Source organism: Burkholderia sp. AU28863 (assembly GCF_002223195.1).
Taxonomy (GTDB): Bacteria; Pseudomonadota; Gammaproteobacteria; order Burkholderiales; family Burkholderiaceae; genus Burkholderia; species Burkholderia sola.
Map to the genome: position 1 here is coordinate 812,109 of NZ_NKFE01000005.1, position 12,816 is coordinate 824,924.

The 12,816-nt window shown below is 68.3% G+C and carries 9 protein-coding genes and 1 pseudogene; 8 read left to right on the plus strand and 2 right to left on the minus strand.

The genetic code is table 11. From position 1 onward, the window contains the following. Positions 1-165 precede the first annotated feature (165 nt). Complete coding sequence (locus tag CFB81_RS20185) at positions 166-537, plus strand: MAPEG family protein (protein ID WP_069618331.1); 372 nt, start codon at positions 166-168, stop codon at positions 535-537. Between the two features lie 45 nt (positions 538-582). Here the strand turns inward: CFB81_RS20185 and CFB81_RS20190 are convergent, their stop codons facing one another. Continuing rightward, positions 583-1,530: a LysR family transcriptional regulator gene (locus CFB81_RS20190; protein ID WP_089436294.1), complete on the minus strand. Its 948-nt coding sequence runs from the start codon at positions 1,528-1,530 to the stop codon at positions 583-585. 119 nt (positions 1,531-1,649) lie between these two features. On the opposite strand from CFB81_RS20190, the gene CFB81_RS20195 reads away from it, so the two are divergent. The 7 genes and pseudogenes from CFB81_RS20195 to CFB81_RS20225 all read left to right on the plus strand — a co-directional run bounded on the left by CFB81_RS20195 (position 1,650) and on the right by CFB81_RS20225 (position 11,013). Further along, positions 1,650-5,189 carry an ABC transporter ATP-binding protein gene (locus tag CFB81_RS20195; RefSeq protein ID WP_089437077.1) on the plus strand — a complete coding sequence of 1,180 codons (3,540 nt, stop codon included), beginning with the start codon at positions 1,650-1,652 and terminating at the stop codon, positions 5,187-5,189. Between the two features lie 403 nt (positions 5,190-5,592). After that, positions 5,593-5,901 (plus strand): annotated as a pseudogene (locus CFB81_RS20200) (transporter substrate-binding domain-containing protein); the annotation flags it as partial. 68 nt (positions 5,902-5,969) lie between these two features. Beyond that, complete coding sequence (locus tag CFB81_RS20205) at positions 5,970-7,019, plus strand: C45 family peptidase (RefSeq protein ID WP_089436295.1); 1,050 nt, start codon at positions 5,970-5,972, stop codon at positions 7,017-7,019. A gap of 15 nt (positions 7,020-7,034) precedes the next feature. Then, positions 7,035-8,369, plus strand: coding sequence for an aspartate aminotransferase family protein (locus tag CFB81_RS20210; protein WP_089436296.1), 1,335 nt, complete (start codon positions 7,035-7,037; stop codon positions 8,367-8,369). 24 nt (positions 8,370-8,393) lie between these two features. Then, positions 8,394-8,948 (plus strand): carboxymuconolactone decarboxylase family protein, encoded by a 555-nt coding sequence (locus tag CFB81_RS20215; protein ID WP_089436297.1) that lies wholly within the window; start codon positions 8,394-8,396, stop codon positions 8,946-8,948. 208 nt (positions 8,949-9,156) lie between these two features. Further along, positions 9,157-10,056: a lipid A hydroxylase LpxO gene (gene lpxO / locus CFB81_RS20220; RefSeq protein WP_069618325.1), complete on the plus strand. Its 900-nt coding sequence runs from the start codon at positions 9,157-9,159 to the stop codon at positions 10,054-10,056. A gap of 159 nt (positions 10,057-10,215) precedes the next feature. Next, the gene (locus CFB81_RS20225) at positions 10,216-11,013 is read left to right on the plus strand and encodes an extensin (protein WP_089436298.1); all 798 of its coding nucleotides are present in this window, start codon (positions 10,216-10,218) and stop codon (positions 11,011-11,013) included. A 95-nt stretch (positions 11,014-11,108) separates the two neighbouring features. Here CFB81_RS20225 and ahpF read toward each other — a convergent pair whose 3' ends face one another. After that, positions 11,109-12,707 carry an alkyl hydroperoxide reductase subunit F gene (gene ahpF / locus CFB81_RS20230; RefSeq protein ID WP_089436299.1) on the minus strand — a complete coding sequence of 533 codons (1,599 nt, stop codon included), beginning with the start codon at positions 12,705-12,707 and terminating at the stop codon, positions 11,109-11,111. Between the last annotated feature and the right edge of the window lie 109 nt (positions 12,708-12,816).

Sequence of the window (12,816 nt, forward strand, 5' to 3'; positions counted from 1 at the left end):
GATTTGGTGGAAATTTTGGTGCCCGCGCGGGCCGAGCCGGTCGTCCGGAAAGCCTTGTACAGCCGAGTCTCCCGTCTAGAAAACCCGTGCGCGAACGGCACGGTGCAATGCTAAGCTCTCGCGATCTTGTCATTGATCAATGTAAGCATAACGGAGGAGACTTTGATGACGACGTCCCAGCTGTGCCTGTTCATCGTGGCGCTGTTGCCGTTCCCGATGACGTTTCTCGCCAAGGCCCGCAAGGGCTACGACAACCGTACGCCGCGCGATTACCTCGCGAAGCTCGAAGGCTGGCGCGCACGCGCGCAGGCCGCGCATCAGAATTCATGGGAAGCGCTCGCGCTGTTCGCGGTCGCGCTGGTGGTGGCGTGGCACAACGGCGCGAACGTGCATCGTGTCGACCAGCTCGCGATCGCGTTCGTCGCGATCCGCGTCGTCTATGCGTTGATGTACCTGCTCAACTGGGCGTCGCTGCGTTCGCTCGTGTGGTTCGGCGGAATGGCGTGCGTCGTCGGGCTGTTCTTCGCGACGCCGTAAGCGGGCGCCCGCAGGCAACGCGCAGCCGACGTTGCAGCCGGCCCGTCACGCGCCGCCCGCGCCTCGTGCGTGACTGTCGTTGGATGCGGGCGCAACGATCTTCGACACGAACGGCGGCGCGTCCGCTTCGCTGCGCAGGAACGCGATCAACGGATCGAGCAGCCGGTGCCGCGTCGACGGATGGCGGCGCAGCACGAAGCGCCATGACGCATCGCGCGCGAGGCCCGGCACCAGCGGCACCAGGCGCCCGCTGCGCAGTTCGGGCTCGATCAGCGGCACGCGGCCGAGCGCGATGCCCGCGCCGCCGACGGCCGCGCCGATCACCTGGCTGAAGCTGCTGTAGCGGACGATCTTCGTGTCGAAGTCGTCCGGCAAGCCGAAGTGCACCGCCCAGTTGCGCCAGTCGATCTCGGGGCTGTTCTCGTGCATCTCCTGCAGCAGCCGCGAGCGGCATACGTGCTCCGATGCGTACGGAAACAGTTCGGGGCTGCAGACCGGAAACACGGTTTCCCGTATCAGCACGTCGTCGTCTGCGCGCAGCCGATGCGCGGGCACGTGCACGATCGCCAGATCGACGCTGCTGCGCGCGAAATCCGGCTCGTCGTCGAGCACGACCGCATGCAGCGGGGTGTCGGGATGCAGCGACGAGAATTCCGCGAGCCGGCGCGCGAGCCACATCGACGAAAACGGCGCATTGGCGGACACGGTGAGCCGTTGCGCGGTGCCGCGAATGTCGGCGCACGCGTCGGTCAGACGCGACAGCGCATCGCCGACAGCCGGCAGCAGACGCGCGCCGGCCGGCGTGAGGCTGATGCCGCCGAGCCCCGTGCTGCGTTCGAGCAGCCGGGCGCCGAGCGATTCCTCGAGCGAACGGATCTGGTGGCTGACCGCGCTGGTCGACACGTTCAGCTCGGCCGCCGCGCGCGCGAATCCGCCGAGGCGGACGGCCGCCTCGAAAGCACGCAGTGCGCTGAGGGGAGGAAGGTGCGACATGCGGGGTATTGTAGTTGACTCAACACCCGTTGAAAAATCATCTTTTGCCGCGCGCGGGCGGCGCGGGTAGCCTCGATCCGGTCCAGAAAAACGCAACGAAACACCGACCGGAGGGCTGCATGTATTTCGACCGACGACTATGGGCAATGATGGCGGGACTGCGCTGGCGGGTGGCGGCGGCCGTCGCGCTCGGGCTGCTCGCGATGGGTGTCGGCATCCTGCGCTTCGTGTTTCTCGGCCGCGTGCTGGCGCTGGTGTTTTCCGGCGCGCCGGCGCGCGGCATCGGCGAGGCCGTCGCTGCAACCGCGGCTTGCGTGCTGTTGCGTGCATGGCTCGACCATCGCCGCACGGTGCTCGCGCAGCAGACGGCGGGCCGCGTGCAGGCGACGCTGCGCGCGCGGCTGTTCGACCGGATCGCCGCGCTCGGCCCCGCATGGTTCAGCGGCGAACGCACGGGCGGCGTGATGCTCGCCGTCGTCGACGGCGTCGAGCAGTTGCAGACCTTCTTCGGCGTCTATCTGCCGCAGCTCGTGATCGCGGCGTGCGCGCCGCTGATGATCTTCGCGGTGCTCGCATGGTGGGACGTGCCGACGGCCGCGATCCTGCTGGTCGCGGCGCTCGTCACGCTCGCGCTGCCGCAGCTCGTGCATCGCGCCGACAAGCGCGCGGCGCTCGCGCGTTCGGCCGCGTTCAAGGCGTTCGGCGAGGAGTTTCTCGACGCGGTGCAGGGCCTGCCGACGCTGAAGGCGTTCGGGCAGAGCACCGCGTTCGGCGCGAAGCTGGCCGCGAAGGCGCGCGCGGTGTCCGACAGCACGTTCTGGGTGCTCGCGCTCGGGCTGCTGACGCGGCTGTTCACGGATCTCGGCACCGGCCTCGGCGCGGCCGCGGCGATCGCGGTGGGCGCGTGGCGTGTGCAGCACGGCGACATGAGCCTCGAGGCGCTGCTGATCGTGCTGATGGCCGGCAGCGAGATCTTCCGGCCGCTGCGCGACCTGCGTGCGGTGCTGCATCAGGGGATGATCGGCCAGTCGGCGGCGAATGCGATCCATGCGCTGCTCGACGCGGGCAGTCAGGCGCCGGCCGCCGACGCGCCGCGCGTGACGGGCCTGCGGCCGGAGATCGCGTTCGACGACGTCAGCTTCGCGTATCCGGGGCGCCGCGCGGACGCCCATGCGGCGCTGAGTTTCTCGGTGCGTGAAGGCGAGACGGTCGCGATCGTCGGGCCGAGCGGGGCCGGCAAGTCGACCATCGTGCGCCTGCTGCTGCGCCAGCACGACGCGCAGGGCGGCGCGGTCCGGATCGGCGGCCACGACGTGCGGACGCTCGATGCCGACCAGGTGCGCGAGATGATCGCGGTCGTCGCGCAGGATGCGACGTTGTTCGACGGCAGCGTCGCCGACAACTTGCGGCTCGGCCGCCCGGACGCGAGCGACGCGGACATGATCGCGGCCGCGCGCGCGGCCAATGCGCACGATTTCATCTCGGCGCTGCCCGACGGCTACGCGACGCGCATCGGCGAACGCGGGCTGATGCTGTCGGGCGGCCAGCGCCAGCGCATCGCGATTGCCCGCGCGCTGCTGCGCGATGCGCCGATCCTGCTGCTCGACGAGGCGCTGTCCTCCGTCGATGCGGAAAACGAAGCGCTGATCCAGCAGGCGCTCGACCGGCTCACGCGCGGGCGGACGACGCTCGTGCTCGCGCACCGGCTGTCCAGCGTGATCGGCGCCGATCGCATCCTGGTGCTCGACCAGGGGCAGGTCGTCGACGAAGGGACGCATGCGGCGCTGATCGCGCGCGATGGCCCGTATCGCCGGCTGATGGGGCCGCAGCTGGAAGCGGTCGCCGAATCCGTCGGCACGACGGCGGCGGTCGGCGCGAGCGCGCGAGCGTCGTCGGGCCCGCAGGTGCGGCCGCTGAACGACGACGCGGCGACGATCGGCTGGCCGGAGACGGTGCAGACGCTGCTGCGCTTCGTGCGGCCGTGGAAGGGCAAGGTCGTGTTGACCGTGCTGTTCGGGATCGGCCGCGTGCTCGCGTTCATCGGTGTCGGCGTGATCGGTGCGCGGGTGGTCGGCGCGGTGCCGACCGGTCACGTCGGTACCGGGCTCGTGACCGCGCTACTTGTGATCGCGCCGGTCGCGGCCGTGCTGCACTGGCTCGAATCGTGGCTCGCGCACGACATGGCGTACCGGCTGCTCGCGGAAATGCGCATCGCGCTATTCGCGACGCTCGAACGGCTCGCGCCGGCCGGGCTGCTGCGCCGCCGTTCCGGCGATCTCGTGGCGCTCGCGACGCAGGACGTCGAGACCGTCGAATATTTCTACGCGCATACGCTCGCGCCCGCGTTCGTCGCGGTGCTCGTGCCGGCTGGCGTGCTGGCGTTGCTCGCGTCGGTCGCGTGGCCGCTCGCGCTCGTGCTGCTGCCTTTCCTGCTGTGGGCCGGGCTCGCGCCCGTGCTGGCCCGGCGCGACGTCGACCGGCTCGGCACCGGCGCGCGCGAAGCGCTCGGCCAGCTCGGCGCGCATCTGACCGAAACGATCCAGGGGCTCGCGGAACTCACCGCGTTCCAGGCGATCGCGCGCCGACGTGCGGCCTTCGTCGCCGAAGTCGATGCGTACCGCCGGCAGCGCGCGAAGCTGCTCGACGACCTGTCGACGCAAAGCGCCGCGCTGGAAGTCGCGAGCGGGCTCGGCGGGCTGGCCGTCGCGGCGCTCGGCGCGTGGTTGTGCGCACGCGGCGGGTTCCCGCGCGAGTCATTGCCGCTGCTGGTACTGGTCGCGGTGGCCGCGTTCATGCCGGTGGCCGAGATCGGCCAGGTCGCGCGCCAGCTTGCCGACACGATCGCGTCGACGCGTCGCTTGCGCGCGCTGGAGAAGGAGCCCGTGACGGTGACGGACGGCGCGCACGCGATGCCGGGCAATTCGGCGGTGCGGTTCGACGCGGCGTCGTTCACGTATCCGGGACGCAGCGTGCCCGCGATCGACCGCGTGAGCTTCGAGGTGCCGGCCGGCAGCACGGTCGCGCTGGTCGGCGCATCGGGAGCCGGCAAGTCGACGATCGCGAGCCTGCTGCTGCGCTTCTGGGATCCGCAGCAGGGCCGCGTGACGCTCGGCGGCGTCGACCTGCGCGACCTGCGGCTCGACGATCTGCGGCAGCACATTGCGCTCGTTGCGCAGGATACCTACCTGTTCAACGATACGCTCGAAGCGAACATCCGGCTCGCCGCGAGCGACGCGTCCGACGCGGACGTGCGGCGCGCGATCGACCACGCGGCGCTCGGCGATTTCGTCGCGCGGCTGCCGGACGGGCTCGCGACGCGCGTCGGCGAGCGCGGCGTGCAGTTGTCGGGCGGCCAGCGTCAGCGTGTGGCGATCGCACGCGCGTTTCTGAAGGACGCGCCGGTGCTGATCCTCGACGAGGCGACGTCGCACCTCGACACGATCAGCGAGCAGCAGATCCGCGCGGCGCTGGAGGATCTGATGACGCGGCGCACGTCGATCATCATCGCGCACCGCCTGTCGACCGTGCGCAACGCCGACCTGATCCTCGTGATCGAGCAGGGCGCGGTGATCGAGGCCGGCCGCCACGCGGAGCTGATCGCGCGGCACGGCGCGTATGCGCGGCTCGTGTCGCATCAGGCGAGCGGGGTCGCGGCGTGAACGGTGAACGACGGGGAATCGGCGCGCCGTCGTTCGCCGATTCCGCGCGCATTCCGCAACACGTGTTGAGACGGGCAGGCGGTTGCCGGCTTCGCGCGCACGGCCATCTCGGCACGGCGCGCCGTCTTCTTTCCCCGTACCGCCATCCACCGGCGCGCCACGCTCGCGCGGGGCGTTCTGCTCCGCCATTTTCCGGCATTCCTCCGATCTATCCGCACCGCGCGGCCCGGGCCTGTCTCGACGCATTTTTTTGTTGCGGACTTTTTTGTTGTCGTAGTATCGCCATTGACAACACTTGTTGCACTAATGTCTAATTCAACATCGCATGTTGCGGTGCGGCTTGATGTCGTCGTTCCGCCGGCCCGTTGGCCGGTTACATCGCTCAATCATGCGGAGAGAAACCATGAGTCGCCGTTCCTTCCTGAAAGCCGTCGCGGTCGTCGCCGCGCTCGGCGCCAGCCTCGCGCACGCGGACACCAAGACGCTCGTCGTCGGGACCGATACGTCGTTCATGCCGTTCGAGTTCAAGCAGGGCGACAAGTACGTCGGCTTCGATCTCGACCTGTGGGCCGAGATCGCGAAGGATCAGGGCTGGAAATACACGATCCAGCCGATGGATTTCGCGGGCCTGATCCCGGCGCTGCAGACGCAGAACATCGACGTCGCGCTGTCCGGGATGACGATCAAGGGCCATCCGGTCGAGCTGATCGACCGGCCGTCGACGCCGCGCCTGAAGGAATTCCTGAAACACGTGTCCTGAACGGAACCGAACCCTCCGACATGCCGCTTTCCCTTTCCCCCGTCATCGCCGGCACGCCGTTCGACATCGGCGTGCGCCTGGGCGAGCTTGCCCGCCCGGTATTCGATACGTACATGCAGCAGAGCAGTGCATGGCAGGCCGTGCGCCGCTGGCGCGGCCATCCGTTCGTCGATGCGCTGCGGCAGGCCGCGCTCGCCGCGTACCCCGATCTCGTCGCGGAACTGGACGGGATAGCGGCGGGCGTCGGCTGGCCGGCCGAGGACATCTTCCTGTGGAATTGCCGCGGCGAACTGATTCACAACGCGCCAGATGGTTGCACGACGCTGGCCGTGCGCGACGCGAACGGCACGCGCTGGATCGCGCACAACGAGGACGGTGATCCGTACCTGCGCGAACGCTGCCTGCTCGTCGACGTGCAGCCGGCGGGCAAGCCGGGCTTCATCAGTTTCTACTACCCCGGCTCGCTGCCGGGCCATACGTTCGCCGCGAACCGCGCGGGCATCGCGCAGGCGATCAACAACCTGCGGATCTGCATGCCGGCGCCGGGCGTGCCGCGCATGATCCTCGCGCGTGCGGTGCTCGACGCGACGTCGCTCGACGCGGCGGCCGACGTGCTGCGATCGCATGCGCGCGCGAGCGGCTTTCATCACACGATCGGTGCGACCGGCGATGCGCGACTGCTGAGCATCGAGGCGAGCGTCGCGCGCTGTTCGGTCGTCGATGTCACGCGCCTCACCGGCCACGCGAATCATCTCGTGCATCCGGGGTGCGACGCGGAAGCGCAGATCGTCACGCAGTCGTCGGTTGACCGCCAGCGCCGCGTCGACGCATTGACACCCGGCATCGACACGATCGACGAAGCCGCGCTGTTGCGCGTGCTCGGCGATCGGGCGCCGGAAGGGCTGCCGATCTACCGCGACGATCCGGCCGATCCCGACGACGAGAACACACTGGCGACCGCGGTGTTCGCGATTCATGACACCGCGATCGACTTCACCGTCCATCAACACGGCGCGCAGCGCTTCGCGACGCGCATCGTGCCGTCCGGACACGCATCCAGCGCGTCCTGATCCATGAGGCCACGCATGACGACCGTTTTCCATCGCGCCCCGCGCGCCACCTTGCCCGTTGCCGTCGCAGGCGACGGCATCGAGATCATCGATTCGACCGGTAAACGCTACATCGACGCGTGCGGCGGCGCGGCCGTATCGTGTCTCGGCCACAGCAACCAGCGCGTGATTGACGCGATCAAGCGGCAGGCGCAGCAATTGCCTTACGCGCATACATCGTTCTTCACGACCGACGTGGCGGAGGAACTGGCCGACCGGCTCGTCGACGGCGCGCCGGCCGGGCTCGACCACGTGTATTTCGTGTCGGGCGGTTCCGAGGCGATCGAGGCCGCGCTGAAGCTCGCACGCCAGTATTTCGTCGAGAAGGGCGAGCCGCAGCGCCGCCATTTCATCGCCCGGCGCCAGAGCTATCACGGCAATACGCTCGGCGCGCTCGCGATCGGCGGCAACGCATGGCGGCGCGAGCCGTTCCTGCCGCTGCTGATCGAAGCGCACCACCTGAGCCCGTGCTATGCGTACCGCGACCAGCAGGCGGGCGAAACCGACGAAGCGTACGCGCAGCGTCTGGCCGACGAGCTCGAACGGAAGATCGTCGAACTCGGCGCGGAAAACGTCGCGGCGTTCGTCGCGGAAACGGTGGTCGGCGCGACGGCCGGCGCGGTGCCGCCGGTGCGCACGTACCTGAAGAAGATTCGCGCGGTATGCGACAAGTACGGCGTGCTGCTGATCCTCGACGAGATCATGTCGGGGATGGGGCGCACGGGTTACCTGTATGCATGCGACGAAGACGGCGTCGCGCCCGATCTGCTGACGATCGCGAAGGGGCTCGGCGCGGGCTACCAGCCGATCGGGGCGACGCTGGTCAGCGACCGCATCTATCGCACGATCGTCGACGGCTCCGGTTTCTTCCAGCACGGGCACACGTACCTCGGCCACGCGACCGCGTGCGCGGCCGCGCTCGAAGTGCAGCGCGTGATTGCGGAAGACAAGCTGCTCGACAACGTGAAGGCGCGCGGCGAGCAACTGCGTGCGTCGTTGCGCGAGCACTACGGCGCGCATCCGCATGTCGGCGACGTGCGCGGCCGCGGGCTGTTCGTCGGCGTCGAACTCGTGCGCGATCGCGACACCAAGGCGACGTTCGAACCCGCGCTGAAGCTGCATGCGGCGGTCAAGCGCGAAGCGATGCAGCGCGGGTTGATGGTGTATCCGATGGGCGGTACGATCGACGGCGTGCACGGCGATCACATCCTGATCGCGCCGCCGTTCGTGTGCACCGCGCAGCAGATCGACACGATCGTCGAGCGGCTGTCCGGCGCGATCGGCGCGGCGCTCGCGTCGGCCGGCGCGTGAACCCGACCTCACCGATTCCTCACCATGACAGACCGACTGCCTCCTTTCGATCCCGCGTCGGCCACCGACGAACAGAAGGCCGTGCTCGCCGATATTCTCAGCGGCCCGCGCGGCAATCTGAACGGGCCGTTTCTCGGCTGGATCGCGAGCCCCGAACTGGCCCAGCATGCGCAGAAGCTCGGCGCGTTCTGCCGCTATCGCACGGGGCTGCCGCTGCGCCTGTCGGAGCTCGCGATTCTCGTGACGGCCGCACGCTGGCGCTCGCAGGCCGAGTGGCACATCCATCATCCGATCGCGCTCGAGGCCGGCGTGCCGGCCGCGACGGCCGACGCGATCCGGCTTGGCGTCGCGCCCGCATTCGAAGCGGACGACGACGCGCTGATCCATGCGTTCGCCACCGAGCTGTACGATACGCGCCGCGTGAGCGATGCGACGTTCGCACGTGCGCGGGCGCGCTTCGGCCACGAGACCGTGGTGAATCTGGTTGCGCTGCTCGGCTATTACGCGCTCGTCGCGATGACGCTCAACACGTTCGATATGCGCGCAGACGGACAAACTGCTTTGCCGTTTCCGGAATAATCGCCGCAGGCGCGTGCATCGGTAGCCTGCCGCGCCCGCATGCGGATTGCGTGGAAAAGCCCGGATACACGGGCTTTTCTGCGTTTCGGCACGGATCGATCGCCTATCGCGCCGCGCTGTGAGGTATACACCACACGACCTCACCGTCAGAGCAAGAAATTTTTCCCGTATCTAGAATTCCGGCAAACGGCTTACGGGGGAAATATCGATGCGCTGGGTCCTGTTGATCGTGTTCATTGCGTGTGTCGTGTACACGCATCGGCGCGGCAAGGTGCGGCACCGGTTGTTCAGGCAACTATCCGACCACTCGACCTTTACCGCACCGCTGAACTGCTTTTCGTACGCGTTCTCGTCGGTGCCGACTACGCCGTTTCTCGACACCGATCATTTTCCGGAGCTCGCGGTGCTGCAGCGCGAATGGCGCACGTTTCGCCGCGAAGCGCTCGCGTTGCGCGACGCGAGCCGGATCAAGGCGTCGGGGGAGTACAACGACATCGGCTTCAATTCGTTCTTTCGCCACGGCTGGAAGCGTTTCTACCTGAAGTGGTACGACGCGCCGCATCCGTCCGCGCAGGCGTTATGTCCGCGCTCGGTCGAGATCCTGTCGCGGATTCCGTCGATCAAGGCGGCGATGTTCGCGCAGTTGCCGCCGGGCGGGAAGCTCGGGCTGCATCGCGATCCGTATGCGGGCTCGCTGCGCTACCACCTCGGCCTCGATACGCCGAACGACGATGCGTGCCGGATCGTCGTCGACGGCGAGTCGTATGCGTGGCGCGACGGCGACGCCGTGATGTTCGACGAGACGTACCTGCACTGGGCCGAAAACCGCACCGTGCACGATCGCGTGATCCTGTTCTGCGACGTCGCGCGCCCGATGAAATATCGCTGGGCGCAACGCGTCAACGATGCGGTCGGGCAACTGCTGATGCGCGCGGCCGCATCGCCGAACGAAACGGGCGATCGCACGGGCGGGCTCAATCGCGCGTTCCGGTACCTGTATGCGATTCGCCGCGCCGGCAAGCGGCTGAAGGCGTGGAATCGCACCGTGTACTACATCGTCAAGTGGCTGCTGTTCGGCGGGATCGCGGTCGCGATCTTCTGCATCTGACCGGCGAGGGAGGGCGGCTCCTTCTCATCTGACGATAGTGCGGCGCACGGCGTCGACGGCCTTGCGCCGTCAACAATGCAACCAAATGTATTCGTGCGAGATCAACGCGGATTGGCCGCGTATGATGGCTTGTTCACGTCGATATGTCGGTGAGCAAGCATGACGAGTACCCGTAAAACCATGATGATCGCCGGCGGGCTCCTGGTCGCCGCGGCCGGCACCGCGTACGTGATGCTCCTGCGCGCGGACCACCGCGCGATCGAAGACGCCGGCATCGGCGATTCGGCCGCGCCTGTTGCCGCGGCGCCCGCGAGCAACGATCACGCGGTGCAGGGCGCGATCGCGCCGCCGGCACCGGCTGCTGCGACAGCACCGAAACAGGCGGCTGCCATGCCGCCTCCCGCCGTGCCAACAGCACCAGCCGCACCAACACCCGCGCCGGCCGCAACCGCGCGCGTCGTCGCCGCGCCTGCGCCGGCTCCGGCGATTCCAGTCGTCAGCGACAAGCCGCAACTCGTGACGAAGCCGGCTGCGCCGCCGCCGAAGGTCAATGTCGTGACGGTGGATGCGCAGGATTCGACCCCGGCGGCACCAGCCCCGACCGCGAAACCCGCTCAGTCGGCTCCGCCCGCGCAAGTCACGCAACGCGCGCCGCGCAAGCGCGACGGCCTCGAACGCCACGCCGCTGCCGCGCCGCCGGCCGCGACGAAATCCGAAACGCCGGAGACCGCCGCGCTCGTCAGGGAATCGGCGAAGCTCGACCCGTCGTTGCCGCCGCCGTCGATGTCGTCGATTTCTGCGATGCCGGCGAGCACCGGTTCGTACCGGCACGGAAGTGGGTCGTCCGGCGCGAATCCGGTGGCGGCCGCGATGACCGAGCAGCTGGTCAGGCAATCGAGCAGTTTCAAGTCGACGGCGCCTGCGCCGGCGGACGGCAGCCCGGGCGCGACCAAGTAACCGCGAACGCCTTCGGCATAAAAAGCGCCCCGCACGCCGACCAAAGCATGCGGGGCCAAGAGAGACAAACCTTGATGTCGTCGGGCTGACGTCCGTCAGGCTGCGACCGCTTCCTCGGCTTGCGATTGAGCGGTTGCCACCGGCGCCACGTCTTGCCGGATCAGGTGGTCGAATGCGCCGAGCGACGCCTTCGCGCCTTCGCCGACCGCGATCACGATCTGCTTGAACGGCACCGTCGTCACGTCGCCGGCCGCGAACACGCCCGGCACCGACGTCGCACCGCGCGCATCGACGACGATCTCGCCATGCTTCGACAGTTCGACCGTGCCTTTCAGCCATTCGGTGTTCGGCACGAGGCCGATCTGCACGAACACGCCTTCGAGCTCGATACGCTGCGTGTCGCCCGAGCGCAGATCCTTGTACACGAGCCCGTTCAGCTTGCTGCCGTCGCCGGTCAGCTCGGTTGTCTGCGCCTGCGTGACGATCGTCACGTTCGGCAGGCTGCGCAGCTTGCGCTGCAGCACTTCATCCGCGCGCAGTTGCGCACCGAACTCGATCAGCGTGACTTCCTTCACGATGCCGGCGAGGTCGATCGCGGCCTCGACGCCCGAGTTGCCGCCGCCGACCACCGCGACGCGCTTGCCCTTGAACAGCGGACCGTCGCAGTGGGGGCAGTACGCGACCCCGCGGTTGCGGTATTCGCGCTCGCCCGGCACGTTGATTTCGCGCCAGCGTGCGCCGGTCGCGAGGACGATCGTCTTCGCCTTCAGCACCGCGCCGTTCGCGAGGCGGATCTGGTGCACGTCGCCCGGAATCAGCGCGTCGGCGCGCTGCACGTCCATGATGTCGACGTCGTACTGCTTCACGTGCTGTTCGAGTGCGGTCGCGAACTTCGGCCCTTCGGTTTCCTGTACCGACACGAAGTTCTCGATCGCCATCGTGTCCAGCACCTGGCCGCCGAAACGCTCGGCCACGACGCCCGTCGCGATGCCCTTGCGTGCCGAGTAGATCGCCGCGGCGGCGCCTGCCGGGCCGCCGCCGACGATCAGCGTGTCGAACACCGGCTTGTTTTCGAGCGACTTCGCCGCGCGTTCGCTCGCGCCCGTGTCGAGCTTCGCGAGGATTTCCTTCACGCTGCTGCGGCCCTGGCCGAACGATGCGCCGTTCAGGAACATCGTCGGCACGGCCATGATCTGGCGCGACTCGACTTCATCCTGGAACAGTGCGCCGTCGATCGCGACGTGGCGGATGCGCGGGTTGATCAGCGACATCACGTTCAGCGCCTGCACGACTTCCGGGCAGTTCTGGCACGACAGCGAGAAATACGTTTCGAACGCGTAGTCGCCGTCGAGCGCGCGAATCTGTTCGATCACGTCGTCGTCGAGCTTGATCGGATGGCCGCCCGTCTGCAGCAGCGCGAGCACGAGCGACGTGAATTCATGGCCCATCGGGATGCCGGCGAAACGGATGCCGGCCGGCTTGCTGGGCTCGCCGATCGAGAACGACGGCTTGCGCTCGGCGTCGTCGCGGCGTTCGGCCACGGTCACGCGATCCGTCAGCGACGCAATCTCGGTCAGCAGCGCCAGCAGTTCCTGCGATTTCGCGCTGTCGTCGAGCGAGGCGACGAGTTCGATCGGGCGCGTGATCTTTTCGAGGTACGCTTTGAGTTGGTTCTTGAGATTGGCGTCGAGCATGGCGTTTCGGATTCCGTATTGATCATTCTGGTCGGGCACGTCGTGCCGGAGGAGGCCACGGGCCGCGCGAGGCGGCCCGTGGCGATGCGTGTCGCGCGCCCCGTGCGAG